The organism is Enterococcus gallinarum NBRC 100675 (assembly GCF_001544275.1).
GTDB classification, from domain to species: Bacteria; Bacillota; Bacilli; order Lactobacillales; family Enterococcaceae; genus Enterococcus_D; species Enterococcus_D gallinarum.
On record NZ_BCQE01000003.1, the window covers coordinates 64,532 to 88,685 of the forward strand.

The 24,154-nt window shown below is 42.2% G+C and carries 19 protein-coding genes; all 19 read right to left on the reverse strand.

Annotated elements, in window-relative coordinates:
- Window positions 1-92: 92 nt before the first annotated feature.
- The gene (locus EG2_RS01730) at window positions 93-551 is read right to left on the reverse strand and encodes a low molecular weight protein-tyrosine-phosphatase (protein ID WP_060813234.1); all 459 of its coding nucleotides are present in this window, start codon (window positions 549-551) and stop codon (window positions 93-95) included.
- A gap of 2 nt (window positions 552-553) precedes the next feature.
- A complete protein-coding gene (locus tag EG2_RS01735) occupies window positions 554-1,123 on the reverse strand; it encodes a TetR/AcrR family transcriptional regulator (protein ID WP_005470091.1) in 570 nt (189 codons plus the stop codon).
- 174 nt (window positions 1,124-1,297) lie between these two features.
- On the reverse strand, window positions 1,298-2,755 hold the full coding sequence (locus EG2_RS01740; protein ID WP_060813235.1) for a helix-turn-helix domain-containing protein: 1,458 nt from the start codon (window positions 2,753-2,755) through the stop codon (window positions 1,298-1,300).
- On the reverse strand, window positions 2,733-3,224 hold the full coding sequence (locus EG2_RS01745; RefSeq protein WP_060813236.1) for a hypothetical protein: 492 nt from the start codon (window positions 3,222-3,224) through the stop codon (window positions 2,733-2,735). Before EG2_RS01745 ends, EG2_RS01740 begins: the two co-directional genes overlap by 23 nt.
- A gap of 41 nt (window positions 3,225-3,265) precedes the next feature.
- The gene (locus EG2_RS01750) at window positions 3,266-4,066 is read right to left on the reverse strand and encodes a class A sortase (protein ID WP_060813237.1); all 801 of its coding nucleotides are present in this window, start codon (window positions 4,064-4,066) and stop codon (window positions 3,266-3,268) included.
- Window positions 4,053-5,117 (reverse strand): DUF916 and DUF3324 domain-containing protein, encoded by a 1,065-nt coding sequence (locus EG2_RS01755; RefSeq protein ID WP_060813238.1) that lies wholly within the window; start codon window positions 5,115-5,117, stop codon window positions 4,053-4,055. Before EG2_RS01755 ends, EG2_RS01750 begins: the two co-directional genes overlap by 14 nt.
- 71 nt (window positions 5,118-5,188) lie before the next feature.
- The gene (locus EG2_RS01760; RefSeq protein WP_060813239.1) at window positions 5,189-5,932 is read right to left on the reverse strand and encodes a WxL domain-containing protein; all 744 of its coding nucleotides are present in this window, start codon (window positions 5,930-5,932) and stop codon (window positions 5,189-5,191) included.
- A 13-nt stretch (window positions 5,933-5,945) separates the two neighbouring features.
- The gene (locus tag EG2_RS01765) at window positions 5,946-6,743 is read right to left on the reverse strand and encodes a WxL domain-containing protein (RefSeq protein ID WP_060813240.1); all 798 of its coding nucleotides are present in this window, start codon (window positions 6,741-6,743) and stop codon (window positions 5,946-5,948) included.
- Between the two features lie 14 nt (window positions 6,744-6,757).
- Complete coding sequence (locus EG2_RS01770) at window positions 6,758-7,471, reverse strand: WxL domain-containing protein (RefSeq protein ID WP_060813241.1); 714 nt, start codon at window positions 7,469-7,471, stop codon at window positions 6,758-6,760.
- Window positions 7,431-7,769, reverse strand: a complete 339-nt coding sequence (locus EG2_RS01775; protein WP_060813242.1) for a hypothetical protein — start codon at window positions 7,767-7,769, stop codon at window positions 7,431-7,433. The genes EG2_RS01770 and EG2_RS01775 overlap by 41 nt, the downstream gene beginning before the upstream one ends.
- 17 nt (window positions 7,770-7,786) lie before the next feature.
- Window positions 7,787-12,715, reverse strand: coding sequence for a hypothetical protein (locus EG2_RS01780; RefSeq protein ID WP_060813243.1), 4,929 nt, complete (start codon window positions 12,713-12,715; stop codon window positions 7,787-7,789).
- Window positions 12,716-13,336: 621 nt separating this feature from the next.
- Entirely contained in the window at window positions 13,337-14,302 is a 966-nt protein-coding gene (locus EG2_RS01785; RefSeq protein ID WP_060813244.1) for a LacI family DNA-binding transcriptional regulator, read from the reverse strand.
- 12 nt (window positions 14,303-14,314) lie between these two features.
- On the reverse strand, window positions 14,315-17,596 hold the full coding sequence (locus tag EG2_RS01790; protein WP_060813245.1) for a GH36-type glycosyl hydrolase domain-containing protein: 3,282 nt from the start codon (window positions 17,594-17,596) through the stop codon (window positions 14,315-14,317).
- Window positions 17,597-17,612: 16 nt separating this feature from the next.
- Window positions 17,613-19,763, reverse strand: a complete 2,151-nt coding sequence (locus EG2_RS01795) for a glycoside hydrolase family 3 N-terminal domain-containing protein (RefSeq protein WP_060813246.1) — start codon at window positions 19,761-19,763, stop codon at window positions 17,613-17,615.
- Window positions 19,764-19,776: 13 nt separating this feature from the next.
- Window positions 19,777-20,544 (reverse strand): endonuclease/exonuclease/phosphatase family protein, encoded by a 768-nt coding sequence (locus tag EG2_RS01800; RefSeq protein ID WP_060813247.1) that lies wholly within the window; start codon window positions 20,542-20,544, stop codon window positions 19,777-19,779.
- Between the two features lie 4 nt (window positions 20,545-20,548).
- Window positions 20,549-21,472 (reverse strand): acetylxylan esterase, encoded by a 924-nt coding sequence (locus EG2_RS01805; protein ID WP_060813248.1) that lies wholly within the window; start codon window positions 21,470-21,472, stop codon window positions 20,549-20,551.
- Entirely contained in the window at window positions 21,459-22,067 is a 609-nt protein-coding gene (locus tag EG2_RS01810) for a YesL family protein (protein WP_060813249.1), read from the reverse strand. Before EG2_RS01810 ends, EG2_RS01805 begins: the two co-directional genes overlap by 14 nt.
- 106 nt (window positions 22,068-22,173) lie before the next feature.
- Entirely contained in the window at window positions 22,174-22,392 is a 219-nt protein-coding gene (locus tag EG2_RS18730; RefSeq protein WP_147283394.1) for a hypothetical protein, read from the reverse strand.
- Window positions 22,393-22,551: 159 nt separating this feature from the next.
- Window positions 22,552-24,153 (reverse strand): type 2 periplasmic-binding domain-containing protein, encoded by a 1,602-nt coding sequence (locus EG2_RS01820; protein WP_060813251.1) that lies wholly within the window; start codon window positions 24,151-24,153, stop codon window positions 22,552-22,554.
- Between the last annotated feature and the right edge of the window lies 1 nt (window position 24,154).

The window sequence follows — 24,154 nt, forward strand, 5'->3', positions numbered from 1 at the left end:
ACAGCAGCGGGTTTCTCTAAAACCGCACATACGTTCTCGTTTATTGCTTTTATTTTAACAAATTTTGAGGAAAAAACAAGCGAACATTCCCTTTATTGGGCAGCATTTTTTATTTTTTCTATCCAAAGGGGCAGTCCTGCTTGAATCAAGCGGTATGTTTGGTTGAAATCTCCTGTGTAATAAGGATCTGGAATATCTTCTCCCTCTCCAGGAACGACACTTAAGTACGTGTAAAGCTTATGCTGCGTACCTGCTGGAGCCATTGCTGACAGGTCCTCATAATTGTTACGATCCATGCCAATGATCCAGTCATAGGTTTCAAAATCCTCAGAAGTGATCTTGCGGGAAACCATGTTCTGCCAAGAAATCCCCGCATCTGCTAATAGTTGACGAGTTCCTTGATGAGGCGGATTACCCGCTTCCCATGAACTAGTGGCTGCTGAATCGATCTGCCAAGGCAATTGACGTTCTGCTATTGCTTGCTTGAAAAGCCCTTCTGCCATCGGTGAACGACAAATATTTCCTAAACAGACAAATAAAACTTTCGTCATGATTATTGCTCCTCTTTTTGATAAATTTGATAAGAAAAAAATTCCACATCTTTTGCCAAGCGAAAGAGTTGGGTCGCGATTTCTAATGGCATTTCCGGAAAATCATCACGAATCCAAGTTTCTAAGATTCCACTACAGCCATAAGAAAAGAAACGGCTGTAAAAAGCAATGTCTTGTTGCGACAATTGTTGCTCTTCATCGACTTCATCAAACAAGCGCTGAAATAACGGCTCCGTAATTTGATAAAACTCACTCATCAGAATATCTCGGTCATAAGTAACAGATTTCCGATAGAAGGTTCCGTTTTGCCGCATCGCCTTCAACATTTTCAAAGCTGCTTCTTCCCAATTATCTAGCGAAATGTTTTCAGATGTTAGATAAATCAGCGCATCTGTTTTGTAGATCCAACGAATCAATGCTTTTTTATCCGGGAAATGATAATAAAAGGTTTGTCGATTGATCTGCGCCTTCTCAGCCAGCTCTTGAATGCTGATTTTGTTTAATTCTTTTGTCTCACAAAGTTCAACGAATGTTTGACCAATGACTGCTTTGGTTTGATTCCCTTCTGCCATGGTACACCTCTTTTTCAAATTCTCTCCTTATCATACCAAATTTCCAACTAAAAAAGTATTCTTGCAGAAAAAATCCCAGCTATTTCACTAGCTGGGATCAAAAAAAGAGCTGAAAACAATTTCAGCTCTTTTTTTAATGATGCAATCCTTCACGTCCCAATCGGTTGGGTGAACTTATTTCTCAAATTTTTTTTTCAAAAATTCTCTGCGGATGCCCACGACTTTCTCGGTAAAGTTGACCCAATCCACTGGACGCGGCGGCGCCAGCCACAAAATATGATTGATCCCCATTGCCCCATAAAAAGGCATGTTTGAAAGAGTCAGATGAGTCTTTTCATCTGGAAAACTTTGAAACTGAATATTCAAATCGAGAATCTTTTCAATATTGTTGCGAATCATTTGATTATACGAACGACCATAGGAAAAATCGACACATACATAGAGAGGAACAGATATTTCTTTTAATGGTATCGTTGAGATCAATAAAATCAGATAGCGAAAGAATAAGAATTCCTTATTGTTCCACAAAATTGGTCGATTCCGGTTGGCTTCAAGGTAGTTCCGACAAAAAGCCACATATTCAGGGTATGTTTCCAAAAAGTAGGTGACGTCCAAATGCTGATACTCACATCGCGAACTGAAAGAAAAAGAAAGCAGTTGGTAATGAATGCTCGTCAATTCAGTTGTAAGTAATGCCAGAAGTTCTTGTGAAAGAGTGAAACGTCCACTAAGTTCTGTATAGAAATGTTCATTTAATTGCGTGATGTAATGATTTTGATCAATGTAACGGTCATTTTCTATTAACCAGCCTTCAACGATCAAGAAACGCAATATTTCCCGCGCTTCCCGCTCTAACGTAGCAAGACTCGCCATAGGAACGATCTTAGACAACCACGTCTTCAGCTCTTCAATGATCCGTAAGTGTTCTGCATTAATCAATCCGTCTTCGACGGTATTTTGCAGGAAATGACCATTGCACATTCGGGTAATAATGATTCCTAAGTATTGTTCTTTGCGGATCTTCATTCGAGCAGATTGCTGTGGATTCAACCAGCCTTGACTATTAAGCATATCGAATGTCTTTCTTTTCGTCTCGATTTCTTTAGGAAAAACCGATTGATTCAAATAGTATTCTTTCATAAAAAACAATAAGATGAATTCTCTTATTTCATTTTCTTCACCGGTCAATCGAAATTCCTTTGTCACCTCAATGTCATAGTCGTTAAGGATCTGCTTGAATTGTTTAAATTCCTTATAGACAGGCGTATGGCTCAAAAAATGGTTCGTAGCGAATTCATAAAGTGAAGAAAGCTGTTCAAAAAAACACTCTTTCAGCATGGAAAATTTCAAGGACTGGTCTAAATAGTAGGTCAAAACTGTATCAGAGGTTGCCAGACCCGAAGCATTTAATTTGATCACTGTCCCATCAGTCACAATGCCAAATTCGTCATCCAAGCCAAATTCATAGAAGTCTGTATTTAATTCTTGAACGGTTTTGTTGATCAGAAATTCGGACATTGTCAGATTATCCATCAATGTCTCTTTTGTCTCGGATAAAGAAACCGCATTTTCCAAATATTGAAGCAGCACCAATTTTCGCTTATCCGCTTTATTCAAAAATGTCAAAAACATGCGTTTTCAGGCCTCCATCATTCTTTTGCCCATAAAGGACACTTCCGGTAAATAAATAGCACAAGCTCGTGAGATAAGACGGCTTGTCGTTGCCATCACCATCTGAATCATCATCTGGCATCGCTAGGTCGACCGACAGACTATTTGCAAGGAAGATATCTTCGACCGTCACGCGTTTTGCCAGCTGCTTGCCATCAGCCAAAAACGGTTTTGCTATATTCGACAATGGCTGTACCTTTTGATTGTTCTCTTTTGATTCGGGTTCTTCCTTAGGCGATGCTGGCTCTTCTGTTTTTGGTGCCTTCTTATCGACAGGCGCCTCGTTTATTTCCGGAGGATCTTTCGGAACGATTTCTTCTGAAGGATTTAACGGATTGTAAATGGTAGCGAATACGACCTGTTCTGTGACCAGATCGATCATTCCGATAATAATACAGGCTCCTAAAACAAAGCCAAATTTGCGTTTCATTGATCATTTCACCGCCTTAAAATAGTTGTATCTGGAATCAATCACTTGTATCTGTCCCCACGCGCCATCAATCGATGGGCATACCAGAGACACCCGCACATAATTAGGAGAAACAGGAGAAGAAAGAACCAGCTTTTTCTTACTTGCCGCTGCCAAATCTGTTTTTGATACTGCCTGCTCTTCCACTGCTGACTCTTTTCAACGGTTTTCTCTGATTGCTCCGCATTTTTTGAAAGCGTGAAGGTCGGCTTTGCCGAAATTACCAATCGCTCATCTGTCCTAGAAGGTGTAGGACAAGTGATCAATGTTAAAAGGGGCTGCTGATTTTCAATCACTGTTAAATCTGTTTCATTGACTTGCTTGACTTCGTCAATCGTATAGGTTTGCGTTTGGTCTAAATAAGTGACACTCACTTCCATGCCGGTTTCAGCTTGCTTCAACAAACCGAACAATAAACTTTGTCTGCCTAAATGATGGCCTAAGATCACAAAGTTATCTTGGGTCAGCGTTCGCTTTGGAAACATCACAACACCGCCTTGCAGCAGCTGTTGATTCGTCAGTTCTACCAAAAGAGGTTGCTGAAATTGGAGCGCTTCAATCGATACGAATCCATAGGCAGTCAATTCCGCTGGTTGAGGCGTAAGGACATCTTCCATCGTTGGAATCTGAATCTGCTCTTCTTCCATAAATTCATCAGGTAATTGATCTGATACGATCAATTGCTTTTGTCCTAACTGGATCCCGATAAGATTTTCTTTGAGAAAAGGGAGAGAGAGAAAAATGAACCCGCAAAGAATCAGTCCATCGATCATCACTTTCCAAAACCAGTTACTCTGCTTCATTCTTTTTCTTTCGGCGATACCAAATAATCAGAAATGCAATGATCAATAAGAGCAAACCAATCAAAAGATACAGCCATGTGTTATCTTCTTCAATGGTGACATCTTTTCGATTGAGAGCCCGCGCAACATCACCAGCTACTGTAAACTCTTTTTCAAATTCCCATTTGTATAAATATGTTTCTTCTTCATCGCCATTCTTGACTTTATACTGTCCTTCATCATTTTTTCCGCTGTAGGCAACAGATTTCAATACGTACGTACCTGCTTCAAGCTTTTGGCCTTCCAATGAGATGGGGTAGGAGAAATGGGAATTCGGTGCCATCTGCATACCAGAAGTATCAGAAGAATAGAGGCTGTCGCTTTGACCTTTTTTAGTGACTTCGTTGATCAAGCGAAATGAATTCAAATAGGTAGCTGTCGGATTTTGTAAAGTCACATTGATTACATTGCGGGCATTCACTTGACTTGGTTCGACGGCTAACAAATTCAAATCTGGAACGACTTCATCCGTTGTTTGACGCAGCAAAATCGCGACGACATAAGCATATTCATTTTTGATAGCTAATCCTTGCTCCTCGGACTGATCAGAGGATTCTTCCTGCTTTTCTTTTAATGTCAAGCCCCCGGAAATCATGCCTGTAAAAGATTCTGAAGGCATGCTTATTTTTAAAGGCACTGTCACTTGAGACTGTTTAGGAATGGTGATGGTCTCTGCAACGTCTACCAAATCTTTCAAATTGTGCTTTAAGGTTTCATCAGGTTCGATATCATTCTGACCGTATTCAACAACACCGTTTAGATTGGTCGTTGCGGAAGCGATCTTAGGTTCGATTATCACGTCTTTATCCGTATCATTTCTTAATTGAACCTCCACCGTTTGAACAGAGCCTGGCGACATCTTCAAATCAAAATAAGTTTTAGATTTGTCTATTTGGTTCTCTGGTATGACTGGATTTACTGCAAAATTGAATTCAGAGGCCATGCCCTTTACCGAAATAAACAAGAAAAGACTTGCCAAAATCAGCGTAACGAGCTGTTTACTTTTTTTCATGATGAATTTTTTCCTCTCTATCTATGTATCGCCCTTAAATGTCAAAATCATAAACCTAAGGGCGCTGACTGCTATGGATTTGTTGGTGTATCTGTTAGCAACCAGGTAAATGTGGTACTGTATTTCGCGGCATATTTCGTTGTTGAGCCTGGTACTTCTAATTCAATACTATCTACGGCTGCAGATAAACTGTCGCCCCAGCTCATGAGATAAGTACCGGCCCCTTCCCCTTCTTGGGCACTCATAACTAATGATTCAGCACCATTGGGATTCAATGTAATCGCGCTTTTAAAATTAGAAGGTTTTGGTGATTCCGATGGGGTAACAATCGTACCGTTATTCAAGCGAATTTGAGCTGCTTTTAATTCTTGGTCTTCTGCCGTTTTAAACTGACCATTTTGTTTGACATGCAATGTCCAGCCACTTTCCGTTCCTCGGTTGTCTGTGACTTGCACAAAATTCGGTCCTTCTTGCTCCGCACCTGCTGCATCCACATATTTTTGCAATGCAGCATGGTAGATCTCCGTTTTTGAAGTGATTTTTTGCGTGCCAAAATACAAACTGGAGGCAAAATCGATCGATAACGGCCCATTGGTTCCTGGTTCAGGTTTGCCATCTGGTGTTGTTGGATCGACTGGTTTGATTGGATTTTCTGGATCTGGGTCTGTTGGACTAATTGGATCCGTTGGCTCTGTATTTGGTTCAAAGACGATTTGTCCATTTGAATGATAAGCTGCCACTTCTGCTGCTTGAGCAGTGATCGGTATTGTCAATCCCAATCCTACGAATGCTACTGCGGTTACTAATTTTTTCATTTTTTTCTCCTTCTTATACTTCATTTCCTGGTGTATCTGATAATGTCCAAGTCAACGTTGTTTCATAGCTGACCGCGTCTTTTGGCGTGTTGCCAGGTACGGTTAATGAGATCGCTTTAGTGATCGCTGATTCAACTTCTTGACCATTGCTGTCATTTTCTCTCACTGTTTCGACAGCTCCCCAAGCGTTGACCCAAGTTCCCGCACCAGATTGAGCAGCGGCTGTCATCACGATTGCTTCAGAACCGCTCGCATCTAATGTGATCGTCTCCGTTGGAACCGGTGCAGTCACCCCTAGCGCATTGGATTTTACAGCAGGTTCCGTTAATTTAATGACTGAACCTGTTAATTCTTGATTTAATGTGTTCTCATTTTTGAATTGACCATTTTGTTTTACAGTCAGACGCCAGCCAGCATTATTTCCCCGATTATCTGTGACTTGTACATAATTTGCTGTTTTCAACATTGCTGCCGTCCCATCATCGTTCAAGTATGTTTGTGCTCGAGCGTAATAAGTTTCATTTTTATTCGAGATTTTATTGACCCCAAAATCCAAACTTGACGCATAATCGATCGATAATGGCCCGTTTGTTCCTGGATTCGGCCCATCTGGATCCGTTGGGTCGACAGGATTCACTGGCTTTTCTGGATCAGGATTTTCCGGATTGACGGGATTTGTAGGATCTGTATTGGGGATAAAATCAACCGCCCCATTTGACCGATAAGCCACTGTTTCTGCTGCGGACACATTCACTGCCCCCACAGTAATGCCTAAAGCAATTCCCACTCCTACGAATGCTCTTTTTTTCATTTTTCTACTCCTTCTTATTCAGTCCCTGGTACATTTTTGAGGTTCCAAGTCAACGTTGTTCGATATTCTTTGGCTAACTTCACGGAACGACCAGGAACGTTTAATTTTACAGCTTTCGCTCCTTCTGATGCATCAGCACCAAACCGATAGATCCAAGTCCCCATCCCCTTGCCTACTGGAGCATTCACCAAGTTCATTTCACTATCAGGGACAAATGTATGGTTCTCCACCACAGTTGGTGCGTAGTGCATATCTGTCACGGAAATCGCTGTTCCGTAAGAAATTGACAATGAAGCACCTTCTAGCACTTCATTCTGTGCTGTCTTAAATTGACCGTTCTGTATGACGCTAAGAGACCAGCCTTCTTGAGTCCCCCGTTTATCTGTGACTTGCACATAATTCGGTCCTGCTGAACCTGAAGTGAATTCTTGTAGCTTTGCGTAGTAATCCATTGTTTCTGATGTGATCTTTTGATTACCAAATTGGAAACTGGAGGCAAAATCAATTGACAATGGACCGGCTGTCCCTAGATTTGGCCCATCTGGGTCTGTTGGATCGACCGGGTCAACCGGTTTTTCAGGATCGGTAGGATCCACTGGTTTAGTAGGATCATTATCCGCTTCAAAAGTGATTGCTCCATTTGATGTATACTCTGCTGCAACTGCAGTAGTCTGCAAGAATGCTGAACTAATGAGGACGATACCCGCTGTTAATAAAATCTTTTTCATTTCGTATGCTCCTTTTTGATAAAATAACTAGTGCTGCCAACAAACAAGCTCCCCCTGTGAGTTGAATGGTACTGTAATAATCAGAACCTGTTGCTGGCAAGATTTGATTCCCTCGATGGTCGAATTGTTGATTTCCCGGTACTTTTACCGGTGGTTCTGGATTTTCTGCCGGATACTCATAAACGCCATAAAATGACGTTACTCCATTGCTGTCATATGCGCCTATCTCAGCAGCTAAGGTAGTTGCAGAAAACAAGAATAACCAGCCGAGCATACTTCCAATAATGATTTTTTTCATCTTTCCTCTCCTGCCATTTATGGATTTCCAGGGGCAGATACTAGTTGCCAAGATAATGTTCCGCTATATTCGCCTATTTTTTGCTTTTCTACCGGAACAACTAATTTAAGACCTTTATTCGCTGTTTCTCCCCAATCTTGATTCACATGATAGTCGCCGTTTTCTGTCAATTCCGTCTCTTCAACGATAATTTCCCCATTTGTTAGTAATTGCTCTTCCCCATTTTTTACAAAGAACAACGTATTTTCTAAATGATCTGTCCCATTACTCAAGCTCTGCTGTTCTTTCACAGTGAGCCGCCAAGGACTTCGTTCAGATCCTCGTGTATCTTTGACAATCAAATCTCCTTGAATGTCAGGCCAATACGTTTGAGTGGTGGTAGTGATTTTTTGTGCCCTAAAATCGATAGTTGTCGGTACACTGCTCAAGGTCAACTCACCAGCGATCGCCACATTCACTGTTTTTTCAGCTGTTTGCCCATTTTCGGTGAAATGATACGTAGTTGTGACATTTTTTAGCAGCTCTTCTTCGCTTGTTTGCTGGATCGATTCGAGTGCTTCTGGTGCAACTTGCGGCAACTGCTCGTCTCGACCATCAGCAAAAATCGTTGCGGCTTCCGTATATGCTGCTAAATCAGCTTGATTCGTGATAGCCGTTGCTTCCCCTAAAGTCAAGCGGCTATCTTTGGCAAAGACAGCGAATTGCCGATTGCTTGCCAAGGCACTCTCATTTTTCACGACTACCAGATTGACTGCTTGTTCTACAGATGATTGATTTGCTGCTCCTGCTTTGAATGAAACAAGATGCTTGCGAGAAGTTGCTGACCCCAATGGTTTTTGAATCTCTGCTATTGCTTCTTCCGTCAGACTATCTGTAAAGAATGGGCGTCCTTGTGCCTGCAAATAGTCCAGTGCATCTTCTTTAGTGAGGTTCTCAGCTTCTTGTTCTGTAATGATTGCGTTCTGAGCACGAAGTTCAGCTTGATTCGAGTAAGAAACCTTCACTTGATAGCTGTATTCACCATCGGGAATCTGCCAATCGACTGGATCTGAAGACGATTGTTCTGGGATTGTTTCTGTCGCACTAGCAACTTTGCTTGACTGGATCTGTCCAGCATAAAACCAAGAACCTGTATTCTGGGTTTCTGGTGTAAAGGTCAGTGTCGGTAAATTTGACCCAGTATATGGAATAAGCAGCCGCCCTTTTTGAACCTGGATGCCAGCAATATCTGTTCCCCATGCTTGAATCACAAGTGGCGCATTATTTTCTTTAACGCCTGTCACGTCATGAGTAATTGAACCTTGCCCATCAGCGATACCGGGCATTTCGACTTCATAGTCGATCACTGAACCAGGAATCGCAATTCCGTAGCCATTGACCCCCGTCACATCATTGTCCCCAATGAATGTTTTACCAGTCGCTTTTTCGATGCCGCTAAAAGTGATTGGCGTGATCGGCGTCGCATTGTTTGCAACTGGATTGATAGTCAATACTTGGTAGCTTGTGACTTCTCCAAACCAAGTGCCCTGACTTTTTACTTGTGCTGCAGCATCATTCTCCGTATTTTTGATCCAAGTCAAATGATCTTTTTTTGAATCTGGCACTTCAAAATCGGAAAGGTTGATCCGACCAGTACCCGGAGGAGATTCAATGGTTGCCTCATCTTCGATGGTTAACTTACTGCCTGAAATCATGTTGTTTGCTGAAGAAATTCCAATACCGGCATTTTTCGACAGCTGGATCGTCCCAAACTGGTGATAAGTCGTACTATGGTTGGCCGCTGTAGCTGAGCGCCCATTTTTGATATCCCCACCGGTAGCCATCAATGTCAATCCGTTACTCACAGTTAATTCGGTAAAATTCACGAGACCTAATCCTGTCATAGATATGGGCTCATCTTGGTAAGCATTGGTTCCATCTACATTCTCGCCAAAATTCATTTTGACTTGATTGGTGCTGTTAGCAACGATTGCATTGGTGAAATTGTCCGTTGCATTTCCGCCAGAGATCCCATTGATACTTTTCGCCCCTTGAATACGCATCTCTACATCGCGCAAAATCTGATTAGAGGAAATATTCGAGTAATAGGTGGTATATAAATTACCAATACTGGAATCTTCCGCTTGAATGTTCATCATGATCTTGCCGCTTCTCGTATTGCTAGCAGTTCGGCCGCCATCCCCATAAATCGTGGCACCGTTCAAGACATCCGATCCTGGTTTTGTATAGATGTTCAGCGTAATCGTATTGGATGTATCTGCTCCGACAATATTTGTACTGTTGAATGGATTTCCACCTGAAATATTGGTCCCGCTAGGCAGCTTAAACTCACCGTCATAATTTCTTAAATCCAATGTTAAACTTGCATTTCCCAACAGTCTGCCATTGTTAGTCACACCACCAGAAAAACCATTAGAGCCAGTTCGTGGGGTACCAGAAAAGTTCCCGCCGAAAATCCGATTATTCGAATTTCCGTTGATCGTATGAGAACTGGCAACACCATAGGATGCTCCCATTGAGGCGTTGATCACTCCATCGTAAACCGTTACTGCTACATCGCCACCGATCAGAAGATCGTCCCAACCGCCGCCAGACAAGAACCAATCCACTTGTCCGTTATTGACCGTCGTTTCACCATTACCATAGACTCTTCTACCGGTATAGCCAGTACCTTCAAGGGTGTCTACGATCCCTGAGTTCAATGTATTCGATGCATTTCCTTCAATAACTCCAGAGAAAGAGCCGCCATAGGTCCAGCGAGCAACCGTATTATTTAGAATTGTTTTAGTATTCCCTTTGATATAGATGTCCCAGGCAGTTCCTGGATAGCCGCCACCCCCGACAATATCCCAGCCAGATAGTTCCCCTCGATTTTTGGTTGTTGTGGAATAAGCAAGGTTGGTCGGTTTTGATCCTTTATAAGCAATACCGTCTCCACCTGGACTGCCATCTGCTGTAATCGACCCCACTTCAATCGTGGTATTCCCATCAATATAACCGCCGCGACCTGCAGCTGTAGTATATGTTGCACCATTTGAAAAAGAACCGCTGACCAGATGGGAGGTAATATTGCCGTATACTTTGAAACTTGCTCCCGCTTCTGCTAATTGAGCCCGTTGTGCGGGAGTATAATTGTCGTAAGTCGTTGTATTCGAAGCTCCCATCGAACTTTGTGAGAGCGTGCTGACATTGTTCCCGCCGCCGCCATTGAAATCACCGATCCCACCGACACTAGCGCTAGGACCCGCTTTGACCGTATTTACGATGTTTCCATTGATTGTGCCAGAGTATCGATTACCACCTTCAAAAGTTGCCCGGCCTGTAGAATAGAGACTCGAATCAAGATTCGTTACGATGGCCTCTTTAGCAGGTTCCGAGCCAATATTTCCATAATAGGAACCGCCGATAAAACGATTGGCTGTCCCAGTCCAGCCTCCACTACCGGAAACAGTGCTGTTGATTCTACCGTCGATCGTTCCATACTGAACCCCTCCGACAAACGTTCCCAACCGAAAATTGGCATTTTCCGTAGCAATCGTCGTTTCAACATTCCCAGTCACATTGGCTGCATTTGTAGCACTTGATCCAACACCACCGCCATAATAGTTTGTCAATGTGCCATTCAATTGCTTGATCGCTACTTTTGTATTGCCATCGATCGTTCCAACATTGGCTCCCCCTGCAATGGTACTTATCCCAGAGACGGTATTGTTTACGTTGATCGTTACATTCCCCTTCAACGTTCCGCCGCTTTGGTTGCCCCCATAAATATTCCAAGTACCTGAACCCGTGTTATTCACATGGATCGTCGGATTGCCTTCCAGATCCCCACTGTTTGTGCCACCATATATCGTAAAGCCATTTCCAACGGCACCCCCATTGAGGAAAAGACTGTGCCCGTTCATGTAAATCGTCGATCCCCTATAGTCGATATTGCGAAACACGATATCCGAGCCAAAATAATTATTCGTTGAGAAATCAACCCGTCGACTGCCTGAAGCCAATGTTGTCGCATCTGTGATGGGATCGTTAGCATGACCAGTTAATATCAAGCGACTAACTTTCCCTTGTAATGCATAAAACGTGATATTGCTACTGTCTACTGTGCTTGGTATTGTTTTGGCTGTCAGATCAGCCGGTAAAGTCAAGGTACCCCCTGATCCGACATACAAAGCAAACTCACCGCCATTGCCATTTTGATACATATCAAACAAGGCTTGCCGAAAGCCATCGACACTATTTGCATACTCTGCGTAAGTTTCCCCATCGCCTGCAGGACTTGGAACGGCAACAAGTCGTGAAGGATCTGCACTTGCAATAATATCTTTGATGGACAGGTCTACTAAGGAACCGCTAGACCGGACACTCACGCCCTGTTTAAAAACTGCTTGCAAGGTCTGATCATGATCTAGGTCCACGTTTTGCAATGCTTCATTACTATAAATTTTTCCTTCTAGCTGCCAGCCTTCAAAGGATGCCGGATTTTTAAAGGAAGGAATGTCCGTTGCTGTAAGACGTTCCCCTTTTTTCTTGCTGATTTGAAGGCTTGTTTCTCCTGTTTCCAACAAACGCCCTTCAGCACTTTTGAAGGTTATCGTCAGTTCTTCTGACTCTTGTGAAGAACTAGTAACAGATTCTTGGGAATGAGATTCAGATGCTGAATGTGCTGGCGATTCATCCGATTCTGCTGTTTCAGTCGCTTCAGATGTTTCGTTTGTTTCGTTATCCTGACTTGCGGTACCTTCACTGCTTTCACTGCTACTTTCTCTGTTACTCGTGATACTTTCCTTATTATCTATATCGCTAAGCTTTTCTAACTCGTTTAAAGCATCCGTTGTTTCACTTTTTTGCGCGATACTTTCTGCATGTGCAACTACCTCTGTGTATGAAAAACAAGGAGAAGATACTAATAGAAAAACAAGAAAATTGGTTAAAAAACGATTCACTTTATCCCTCCTGACTGAGTGAAAATGAGTAAAATATTGCGCAATACACGCATTATGCTATCCATAGTCTATATCCAAATAAAAAAAGGATTATAATTTTTTTTCATCCATTCCAAAATTATGATTATAAATTGACATCCTAACCGCTTGTTTCTTCTCATTTTTGGCCTTGTCAGGCAGTTTGTTTGACATTTACTTGAAATGCTTGGAAAGGATAAATTTAGAGTTAATTTCACCTAGCATACTAAAAAAACGTAAGAGTTCAAGAGATATAATTAGAATAAGATTATAAAAATCACATAATAAAGCAATCTTTACCACTGAAAAATTAATCTATTATCCGAATTATTTGTACTTGATGCCCCTATATAGAAATCGCTAACATCATTTATATTTCATAGAATTAATAATGTTATAACGAATAATAATTCACTGTATTTTCTAAAATAAAATAACTCAAAGTATAATAACCGAAAAAAATTTATAATTTTTTCTAAACAACATTAGAAAAATAATACAATCATAAAAAATAAAATATCTATTAATCTAATTTAACAGCATGTATTTTTATTTCCGTGCGCAAAAAAAGCACCAAACAGTCCTCTGTTTGGTGCTTCATTTTCAATTATTTGGAAAAGAACGTCCATCAATAAATGTTGTATAGATATGCTCGTCCTCTACTTGCTCTCCTTGAATCGATTTGACGATTTTCTCTGAAGCAATCATTCCCCAACGATGCTTCGAGTAAGAAATTGTCGACAACCGCGGCTGTATAAACGCCCCTAATTCTGTATTGTCAAAACCAATGATGCGGATATCTTCTCCGATTTTTAAGTCTGTTTTACGTACATACTTATAAACCCCGATGGCCATTTCATCGTTTAAGGCAAAGATATCGATTGGTCTTAGCGGATTTTTTGCTAAAATTTCTTCTGCTCCCCGATACCCTGAGGGTTCAGTAAAATCACCAGCTATTACATCATAGGAAATGCCAAATCGGGTAAGCTCTTTGATACTGGCTTCTAACCGTTCTTGACTATCATAACTTTTTTCAGGACCAGCAAGTAAAAAGACATGTTGGCTGCCACCTGAAATCAATTTATCAATAGCCAGTGCCGCACCGCCTTTATTATCCAAAAGGACTTGATGGATATTTTCATGATCGAGGATCCGATCTAGTACAACGATTTGATGTCCCTGCTGAGCATACCGCTCAATTTCCTCTGAAGGAAAAGTCCAATCTAAAATGATGGCTCCATCGATCATACGCTCTGGTATAAACAAATGGGATTTTTTGCCGCTGCAAACAATCATTTCGTAACCAAAAGTCTCGAGACTTTTTTTAATCCCGTCTAGCAACTCTCCATAGAAACTCCCCGCGTAGTCTGCGAGGTACACGCCAATGATGTTCGTTTGTCTGCGCTTCAGTGTACGAGCAGCCATGTTCGGAACATAATTCAAGTCACGAGCAATCGCTTGGATACGGGCGCGCGTCTCCTCCGTCACTTTAGGGCTGCCGTTCAAAGCATAGGATACAGTGGAAATAGACACACCGGCTTTTTTAGCAATATCTTTGATCCCTACCATGGCTCCTCCTTTCTATCGATAAATATCGATATGATTTATTTCCTTATTGAACAACGGCAGTACTGCTGATTTGTCTAAACAAAAGGCCCCTTTTCGATAGCTGTTTTCTGCTAGTGTATAGTCTACCGGTTGGCCATTGATCAATACCTGTTCTTTTGACGCTTCGTGAAAATGGATCTTAACCGGTTGATCAAAGACCCGGTAGGTCATCGTTAAGTCAGATAACTCAGTTGGCAAGACAGGATCAAGGAACAAATCATCTGCCATTTCGCGAATGCCCAAGACATTGCTGATCAATTGATTCAAATAGATACCTGGTCCGCTTGAGTACACGCGCCAACCGCCTTTTACACCGACGCTTCCATCTCTAAGTTTACCAAAATTCTCTTGGGCTTCAAGCCTTGTTTTGAAATCGCCGTCAGAGCTGCTGAAATAGACATTGGCTTGTCGCAGTTCTGCATTTGGCACGCGTTCTTGCAACTGAATAGGATTGATGACCCCTAAAGCATGCCAAGTTTCTTCTTTTTGTCCCAATTTGGCCATTGCTTCAGTAAAACGGATGTGGGCATGAACATATTGCAACCCGATTTCCCGACCAAAGTTCGCTGCTTGCTCTGCACGTTTGAAATTCGTACTGACCCCACCATGATAAGCCGCTGGACGATTCATCAAGCGAACGCCATCTGGATGTTGCAAGTGTTCTTTGATGATGCCTAAATGGTGCTCGGCTTCGTCCGGAGAAAGTAATTCACCGATCATGCTTTGCTGCATCGGCAACAATCGGTACTGAATCCCTGTCTTTTTGTCTTCTGGATGGATCATCAATTCCACATGTTCAGGGTCTTCCATATAAACAAATCCTGGGATGGTTCCTGAGGACAAAATGTATTTATCAAAATCTGTACGAATGCCGCTGACGATGGTTTGTAAATGATCAGCATAATTTGGATCATAGTCTTTCAGCTGTGCCGCTAGTTTCTTCATCACTTCATAAGTTAATGCAACTGTCCAACTGCTGGCCATCTGCTTTTTCAATTTGCTATTGTTTGGTTGCAGGGTATCATCCCAGTCCCCATCCCCATAACATGAAAGATACGTACCTTCCAAGAAATTCGCTTCGATATATGCAATCTCTTTTTGTAAATGATCATAAAGAGAAGCAGTTTGACTTGTCTTTAAGAACGTTTCGCGATCTGTATAAGGTATTTGCGTTTCTAAAATCGCGAAGTCCTTCGTTTTTTCCAAGTAATCGCTGACGACTTTCATTGGCCACACAATCACATCTCCATGACTTTCGTCGGCTTTTTGTTTTTCGTAGCGGTCAAACATAAACCATTGCGGCCAATTGCCATCGTCGGCAAATTGATTGGCAAAGAGGTGTTTGATGATCGACGCAACGATCTCTGGACGATTGACTGCTAAGAAAAATTCTGTTGGTCCTTGTGAGACATCTCTGGTCCCCCAAGCAGCACCGCCATACTGTTCCAAACCATGAGGAGACAAATAATGGACCAGCATGTTGTGCGTGTACCACCGAGAGAGCAAATTAAGAGTTTGGACTTCTGCTTGGTCATGGGTCAATTCAAATTGATTCAGCAGTGAATCAATGAACGTCACATATTTTGCTTCTTCTTGCTGCTTAGAAGACGCTTGTTCTCGGTAAGGATCTCCGGTCAACGTTCCTTGAATCTTAAGGGTAACTTCTGACTGATCCGCAAATGTCAGAACAGTTAGTGCGCCATCACTGTTTTCTTGTAAGAACAAGGAATCATCTGTCACATCAAAAGGCTGATCCGCCTGCAGATAATAAGTTAATTCTGGATACGCTTCTTTTACTGGTGACGTAGTCCCGCTTGTGATCACTACTTGCTGCTCTTTTTTCACAACCGCTGTCGGTGCTTCTTCATCTGGTCCCATCAAAAACTGGTTGCTGATGGCCCATGAATAAGCCTTTTTGCTATGGATCGTCGTTCGGATCTCACGGCTGTCAAGCAGTGTATACGTCGTGACCGTGATCAAATCATCTGCTGTTTTGTAATACCACGTTGCAGAGTTCAGCCCCATCTCGAACGCAGATGGCATCGTCAATAAGCGCCACGTATCCTGTTCTTTCAAGTAGATCCGCTGTCCTGATCGTTTCATGACATTCAACGCATTACGGCTGTTACTCAATAATTTATTCATTGACGTATTCCCTAGAACGATCTGCGAATTGAAAATACCATACATATAAACCGTCGTACTAAGCAACGGCTGATCTACCACTAGATCACTGCCACTCAGCAATATATGCCCATGAGCCCGTTCCATGGCACTTTCTTTTTCCTTCAACACAACGTGACGATAGTTTTCGGTAAAAAATGAATACATTTGGCCATCGATTCGTTCCATTGCTTCCTGTTTTGGAAATAGCGCGGAAATATCTGCTTCTGACAAGGTCTCACCAGTCAATGTTGCTCCTAGTTGTTTTGCCGGAAGTAGCTGTGTCGTCAATGACTCAAAAGTCAATTTTTGAAACTGTTCCTTCAGAGAAGGGCGGTCGAATTGCGGACCGGATACTGCTTGTGGCTGATCTGCCTTGACAGCACTATAAAAAATGACTTCTGTTGTTTCGTCAGATAGCTGATAAGACTCGGACTGCAAAGCAATGTAGGCAAATTCATATTGATACACTTCATTCGCTAATGTTTCTTGCGCTAAGGCTTGCGGCAAATTAGTCACCTTGTATGTTCTGCCAAAAAATTGATACCCATCTGTTGAATAACTCCGCAAGGGTTGGAAACTTCCTTGTTCGACTAATGGAAATTTGCCGGATTGCGGTTGATTTTGACGAGAAGAGACGACGATCGTTCCGTTATCCTGAGTCACGTGGTGATCCAGATATTGAGAAACATACGCTTCATTGGACTGAACTGCTCCTTTTAGTGCATTGCCTATATCTTGACCATAAATGATATCTGCTTTTCCAGAACCCGTTAACTGGATTCGCCAAAACCAGCAATCTTCTGCCAGTTGCAAGTCCACTTGATAATGAACGTCCAAAAACTCTCCTGACCAAGACAACTGCTGTTGGGAATACCCAAACTTACTGGCTGAATTAGAACCGACCATCGGTGTCCAACGAATCCCTTCTGATGTATAGACTCGCAGATACAATTGATTCAAACTGCCGTCTAACGGATTGCCATTTAGTTGATTGATCATCATGCCATTGCTATCTATTTCATACAGATCCCCGGTTTTCAAAAACCTCAGGCGTGTCTGATTCTTTTCAAGAGTAATATATTGTGTCATATAAACCTTCCTATCCTTATCTTACGAATTTGAATGTAGCCATCTGCAGATCGCGACTGTTGCTGCCGACCATGGCTTGGAATGTGCCAGCATCACTGGATGTTTCCTGATTGCTGTGGACGTAACGCAACATATCTTCCGTAATTGAAAAAGTTACTTCTTTGGTTTCCCCTGGTTCTAACCATACTTTTTGGAATCCTTTTAATTCTTTGATTGGTCGGACAACTTCACCAACGAGGTCTCGCAGATATAACTGGACGGTTTCTTCACCAGCAAAGTCGCTATTATTCTTGATCTGAAGGGATACTGTCAGTTTCTCTTCAGCAGACAGTTGTGATTTATCTAAACTTAACTCACTATACTGAGCCTCGTGATAGCTCAAACCGAAACCAAAAGGATATTTTGCATAGTTGGAGACATCCAAATATTTCGAGACATATTTTTCATCAGGTGCACTTTCATAAGGACGACCGGTAGTTTCAGTATTGTAATAAACAGGTACTTGACCGACTGTTTCTGGGAAAGACATACTCAAACGGCCGCTTGGATTGTATTGTCCCCATAAAAGATTTGCTAATGCGTGACCACCTTCTGTTCCAGGGAACCATGCTTCAACGATGGCTTTTGCTTCATCAATGCCTTGAAGATCTAATGGACGACCATTATACAAGGTCACAACGAGTTGCTCATTGACTGCCTGCAATTGTTTGAATAATGCTAACTGCGCTTCAGGCAAGCGAATATCGCTGCGGCTCGCTGCTTCTCCGCTCATCCAGTCTTGTTCACCTAGTGCGAGAACCACTTTATCTGCTTGTTTAGCTAATGTAACAGCTTCATTGATCGCTGCTTCTGTTGGCGCAAAATAATCGAATGGTTCTTTTCCATAAAGAATGTTCTCTGAAACTGCTTTGCTCCCTTCGATCAATGAAACGGCTTCTTCTTGTTTCCCTTGCCATGACCATGCACCTAAAATATCTTTAGAGTGAGCCGCTGGTCCAATGATCGCGACCGTCTCCGTTGATTTAAATGGTAAGATGTTCTCATTCTTCAATAAAACCATTGATTTTTGAGCGATTTCTCTCGCGGCTGTTCGATGTTCTTGCGAAAGTACGACCCTAGCTTCAGCAGCTTCATCTGCCCCACGATGAGGATTTTCAAAAAGACCAAGATCATTTTTAAGGGTCAAGATCCGCAATACCGCTTCATCCAATAACTCTTCCGCAACAGCGCCTTCTTCGATCAATTCTTTCAAATAATCGTTGTAGCAAGTCGTCATCATTTCAATATCGACGCCTGCTTTGATCGCTAATTCTGCCGCCTGTTTCTCATCCTCTGCTGCGCCATGGGCAATGATTTCTTTGACCGCACCCCAGTCAGAGATCACTACGCCATCAAAACCAAATTCTTTTCGCAACACATCACGGAACAACCAGCGATTCGCTGTAGCCGGAATCCCATCTACCGTATTAAAGGAAGTCATCACCAATTTTGCCCCAGCTGCTAGTGCGGCTTGGTAGCCTGGTAAGTAACTTTCCCGCAATTGACGCTCAGACATATTGACTGTGTTGTAATCACGACCGCCAATTGCTGCGCCATACGCCGCAAAATGCTTCACACAAGCGGCGACCCGTTCAAAATCATTGGTCAAATCTTCTCCTTGGTAGCCTTTCACGAAAGCCTCCGCAAGTCGACTGTTCAAGTAGGGATCTTCTCCGGTAGATTCCATCACTCGTCCCCAACGAGGGTCTCGGACTAAGTCCACCATTGGCGAGAACGTCACATGGAGCCCAGACACAGCGGCTTCTCTAGCTGAAATTTCGGCCATTTGTTCCGCAGCATTCAGATCCCACGAACTACCTAGAGCCAATGGAATCGGGAAGATTGTTCGAAACCCATGGATAATATCTGCCATTAGAATCGTCGGGATCTGCAGGCGATTGTTTTTGATGTATTCTTGTTGTACTCGGATCGCTTCTTTGGCACCGGAAACACCTAGCGTTGTTCCAGCGTTGTTGATGGTTTCTTGGGTCAGTCCCAGATCACTCATCGGTCCGGTTTTTTCTTCCGCTTTGTCTGAATAAAACGCAGCAGCCAGTTGCAATAATTGATCGATTTTTTCATCGATAGTCATTTGTTCAAGTAAGTGCGTCAATTTTGTCTTTTCCATTTTTGTTCCACCTTTATCGTTCATCGAATCGGAGATCTGCTTCCAACGGGAAATGATCGGAAGGAAACCGTCCGTCACAAGAATCCGTCAAACACCCGGTTTTAATGATTCGAAATCCTTTAGTATAAATATAATCAATTTCTTCTAACTGGTTCCATGGGAGTTGATAGTCAAAATTTTGATAGGAACCTCTGGGACCGTAATGTCCTTTTTCATTTTGTTCTTTTGCGTTAACAAAAATCGTTTGCAGGGATTCATGGACGCGTTCAACTGCTTCTGCATTGAGATCCCCCATTAGTAAAACGGGTAAAGTGGCGATTTTATCCGCTAACCGTTCCAAGATGACTTTCATCCCTTCAAAACGGGCGATTTCTGAAATATTGTCCAGATGCGTATCGATGACTAAAAAGTCATGTCCTTTTCTATCTCTTAGTACCGTCCACAAACACAGACGCAAGTATTCCGCTTCTGGATGAATACTTGGCACATCAGGTGTCAGAGATAACCAAAATGAGCCAGAATCTACTTTAGAAAACATCGTCTTCTTGTAATAGATCCCGATACCTTCTCCTGTTCCATCGCCGTCTCGTTCAGCTGTTACCGACTCGTAATCAGTCAATCTTGTTAAATCAGCGACTTGCGTCGGCCGGACTTCTTGTACGCACAAAATATCCCAATCATGATAATCGATCAATGCCAATACTTTGTCCGCACGATAAGACCATTGCCACTCTTTATCGTAATCCGTATCCACACGTAAATTGTAAGTTGCCACTTTCATTTCTTCATATCCTTTTTAACAATTTTTGGATCTGTTGCATTTCTTTTCGAATCTGTTTGGCTTCACCGCCGCCATGCCCTTTGTTTAAATACACAGTTAATTGTTTGGGGGTTGAGATTCGATGATAACTGACAAAAAAATCGGTCATTGGGCAGATAGGATCTTGGCTCCCTACTGAAGCAAAGACAGGGCCAGTGATTTTTGCTGCCAGATTTTTCAAATCATAGTAGGCCATTTGGTAATAGATGGTCTCCTTGCTATCTGGAAAGGTATCGATATATTCTTGCATCACATGATAGCTCCCAGTTCTGCTTTCGATGCGGTGAGAAATATTCGAGTGACTAGGAACATCTGCAAAAGTCGCAAAGATTGACGTTTCAGCCAGCGCATTGACAATTAATGCAATCCCGCCGCCTTGTGATCCGCCTCTTAAAATCACTCGTTCAGAATCAATCTCCGGCAGCTCTGCTGCGACCTCTAGCAGGCGAAGACTATCTGCAATCATGCGTTTCATATAAAAATCTTCTTTTTTTAAAATTCCTCGACCAAACGGTGCCTCATGTTGCGTCGTTTCATAAGGATGTGTATCTTTCGTACGGCCGCCTTGCCCGCGATTATCGATCACCAAGCAGGCACAATCAATCAATGCCCAGTGGGCAAACTGAAAGGGTTCCTGTAGATGATTCATATAACCTAAATAATCGATGACGATTGGAAGTTGGCTCTTATTTTTCGGAACTAAAAGATAGCCGTAAATCGTTTCATTGTATAAACTTTGGAAATTGACCTGATAGACATCGATTCCTGTCAGCAATGCTGGTTGTTGCTTTCGTTCAAACGCTAATGGAATCTGTTTGATTTCTTGTTTGACTTGTCGCCAAAAACGGTCGATTTCCTCCTGAGATGGTTCATTTCTAATTGATTTCATTGACGTCACCCTCTTTTGCCCACACCTTATGAAAGAACAGTACTTGCAGATAAGCGAATCCTGAAATACCTAAACATACGAATAAGAAAAAATTGATCTTATTCAGCAATAGAAATACGAATACTGGAATCACTAGCAAGATAATCGCATTGGCGGTACTGCTCAACACCGCATAGGCAGTTTCGTGTGCGGTTTGTTTGACTGTGGAAGAAAACAAACAAAACAGTAGGACAAACACCGTCAAGAATAAACCAGCTAAACTGCTGAGTATCACTGCCAACACCCCAAGATAAGTGGTGATTCCCATCAATCCATAAATGATCGCCGCGGTGACAGCAACATACCCCACGATGATCCCTTCAAGTACGATTCCACGTTTGATATTTGCTAGAAAAGCTCGACTATACCGTTGCCAAACTGGAACATCTTTTTCTTGGTAAAGTTGATCGATGGTTTGATACAAGGCGATCAAGGCTGGTCCTGTCAGTACAATCGTGACCGCAGGAACAAGGAACAAAAAACTTAATAGGATCATATCCGCGGCAAAGGAAAAGACACGATAGTACCATCCTTCATAAGAGAAAATTTGTTTCATCTCCACTCACCTGCTCCCTTTCTAGTTTCAATCCTACTGATTTCTTGTTGTTTTCTTACTCATCTCTTGTTTATTATCCTTTTGCTAAAGTAGTAAAAAGATCCTTTTACATATACTTTTGTTGGTACTTTTCTACATCTGCTCGTCTACGCTGCGCTTCGCCTACAGTTGCTTCTAGGCTGGCGCCAAGAAGAACTTGCATGCCTTGCTTTGCAAGCCAATCGCAGTGTTTCAAAGCACCGAGTAGGTACTTTTCTACATCTGCTCGTCTACACTGCGCTTCGCCTACAGTTGCTTCTAGGCTGGCGCCAAGAAGAACTTGCATGTCTTGCTTTGCAAGCCAATCGCAGTGTTTCAAAGCACCGAGTAGGTACTTTTCTACATCTGCTCTGCCTTGCTTTGCAAGCCAATCGCAGTGTTTCAAAGCAAAAAGAGGAAAGGTCGTTGGGTCTCGCTTTCCTCTTTTCATCCTTTCTATAACTGATTATTTAAGTTTTTCGCGGTTTTCTGCCATTTTTTCAGATTTGACTTCTTTGATTGCATCCCAATTGTTGGAATCTAAGAAACTTTCAAAATCAGACAGTGTTGAATCAAACGTTTTTTCATCTTTTGAACGAATCAAGGAGATGACTGTGCTATTTAGTTTTGTTTTGATCGAATTATTGGAACGAGCTTCTGCAGTCCCAGCATCTGGATCTGTGTTCTCAATAACAAAGTGCGGATAAAGTTTTCCTTCGCCCCATTCTTGCATTTGGGTTAATGCGCTCTCTGTTTCTACTTTCAATGCATTGACACGGTCATTGTTGAAGTAGTTGAAGCGACTGATACCATATTTCTTGTTGTACCCTTCGTTATCTGTTTTCTCCATTTCTTTTACTTCAGGTAAGTAATCGATTTTGCCTTCGTCATTGTATTCATAAGTGACGCCTTCAACACCGAATTTCGTCAAGATTTGTCCTGGTTCATCGATCAAGTAAGTGAATAGTTGAGTGACTTTTGCTGGATCGACTGCATCTTTTGTGATGTAGTTGATCAACCAGCCTGAGATACCGGTTTGATTCAATGTTGGTTTCCGGCCTGATGTGCTGGCTGGTCCATCAATAGCAATATAGCGAGTATCAGAATTCTTCATAAATTCAGTAAAGTTGCCGCCTTGACCACTAGTTCCTGCAACAAGCATCGTTGCATATTTCCCTTGCTTCACTTTTTCATCATAGGTCGGACCGTCATCTGTAAAGCTGTCATCACTGATGTTGCCTTCACGGTATACTTTGTTGAATGTTTTCAACCAATTGATATATTCTTCATCTAAGTTGCGGTCATAGTAATTACCAGATTCATCTTCTAATGGAACACCTAAGAAGTCTTGTAATTTATCTAAGAAAGGACCTGCTGTGTCACCGACAGTTGTGAAGCCCATTGGTGTTAGATCAGGATATTTCTCTTTGATTTGATCCATTACTTTGACAAAATTTTCTGGTTTAGAAATGTCTGGTTTGCCAAGTGCTTCATAGACATCTTCACGAATGACGAAGTTATCATTTACCGGAATATTGCCGCTTTCATAATCGGCTGCTGTATTCGAATAGTTTGGATAGCCATATGTTTTGCCATCGTCTAATGCAAACCAATTGAAGGTATCTTCTGTTACGACATCCAATAGGTAAGGATCATATTTCTTCGCTAGATCATTCAATGAGTAAGCCCAGCTATCTGCTTTAGTGGCTGCTTGACTGGTTTTGTCCATCAATGTCACGATGTCTGGCATATCGCCACTTGAAATAAGTGCATTCAACTTCGAGTCGTCTCCGGAAATAAATTCGATATCGATATTTAAATCTTTCTTGATCTGTGCGGTGGTAACATCTTCCCCAAAAGGTAATGCCGTCCAGTCTGAGTTGATGTACCAAGTGATTTTAGTTGGTTCTTTTTTGGTATCAAGTTTCCATGCTGGTGTTTTCTCATCAAGCTCATAACGATCTTTGATCGAAAAATCTGAGCTGCTAGCGTCATCCGAGCTGCCGCCACATGCTGCTAAGCTAAGTAATGCTGCTGCTGCCAATAAACTGCCTAATACTTTTTTCATA

Excerpts from the sequence above, each read along its gene's own strand:
- EG2_RS18730 (WP_147283394.1), bottom strand. The coding sequence starts at position 22,392 with ATGCAAGTTCTTCTTGGCGCCAGCCTAGAAGCAACTGTAGGCGAAGCG.
- EG2_RS01775 (WP_060813242.1), bottom strand. The coding sequence starts at position 7,769 with ATGAAAAAAATCATTATTGGAAGTATGCTCGGCTGGTTATTCTTGTTT.
- EG2_RS01790 (WP_060813245.1), bottom strand. The coding sequence starts at position 17,596 with ATGACACAATATATTACTCTTGAAAAGAATCAGACACGCCTGAGGTTT.
- EG2_RS01750 (WP_060813237.1), bottom strand. The coding sequence starts at position 4,066 with ATGAAGCAGAGTAACTGGTTTTGGAAAGTGATGATCGATGGACTGATT.
- EG2_RS01730 (WP_060813234.1), bottom strand. The coding sequence starts at position 551 with ATGACGAAAGTTTTATTTGTCTGTTTAGGAAATATTTGTCGTTCACCG.
- EG2_RS01745 (WP_060813236.1), bottom strand. The coding sequence starts at position 3,224 with ATGAAACGCAAATTTGGCTTTGTTTTAGGAGCCTGTATTATTATCGGA.
- EG2_RS01795 (WP_060813246.1), bottom strand. The coding sequence starts at position 19,763 with ATGGAAAAGACAAAATTGACGCACTTACTTGAACAAATGACTATCGAT.
- EG2_RS01800 (WP_060813247.1), bottom strand. The coding sequence starts at position 20,544 with ATGAAAGTGGCAACTTACAATTTACGTGTGGATACGGATTACGATAAA.
- EG2_RS01785 (WP_060813244.1), bottom strand. The coding sequence starts at position 14,302 with ATGGTAGGGATCAAAGATATTGCTAAAAAAGCCGGTGTGTCTATTTCC.
- EG2_RS01820 (WP_060813251.1), bottom strand. The coding sequence starts at position 24,153 with ATGAAAAAAGTATTAGGCAGTTTATTGGCAGCAGCAGCATTACTTAGC.
- EG2_RS01770 (WP_060813241.1), bottom strand. The coding sequence starts at position 7,471 with ATGAAAAAGATTTTATTAACAGCGGGTATCGTCCTCATTAGTTCAGCA.
- EG2_RS01810 (WP_060813249.1), bottom strand. The coding sequence starts at position 22,067 with ATGAAACAAATTTTCTCTTATGAAGGATGGTACTATCGTGTCTTTTCC.
- EG2_RS01765 (WP_060813240.1), bottom strand. The coding sequence starts at position 6,743 with ATGAAAAAAAGAGCATTCGTAGGAGTGGGAATTGCTTTAGGCATTACT.
- EG2_RS01735 (WP_005470091.1), bottom strand. The coding sequence starts at position 1,123 with ATGGCAGAAGGGAATCAAACCAAAGCAGTCATTGGTCAAACATTCGTT.
- EG2_RS01755 (WP_060813238.1), bottom strand. The coding sequence starts at position 5,117 with ATGAAAAAAAGTAAACAGCTCGTTACGCTGATTTTGGCAAGTCTTTTC.
- EG2_RS01760 (WP_060813239.1), bottom strand. The coding sequence starts at position 5,932 with ATGAAAAAATTAGTAACCGCAGTAGCATTCGTAGGATTGGGATTGACA.
- EG2_RS01740 (WP_060813235.1), bottom strand. The coding sequence starts at position 2,755 with ATGTTTTTGACATTTTTGAATAAAGCGGATAAGCGAAAATTGGTGCTG.
- EG2_RS01805 (WP_060813248.1), bottom strand. The coding sequence starts at position 21,472 with ATGAAATCAATTAGAAATGAACCATCTCAGGAGGAAATCGACCGTTTT.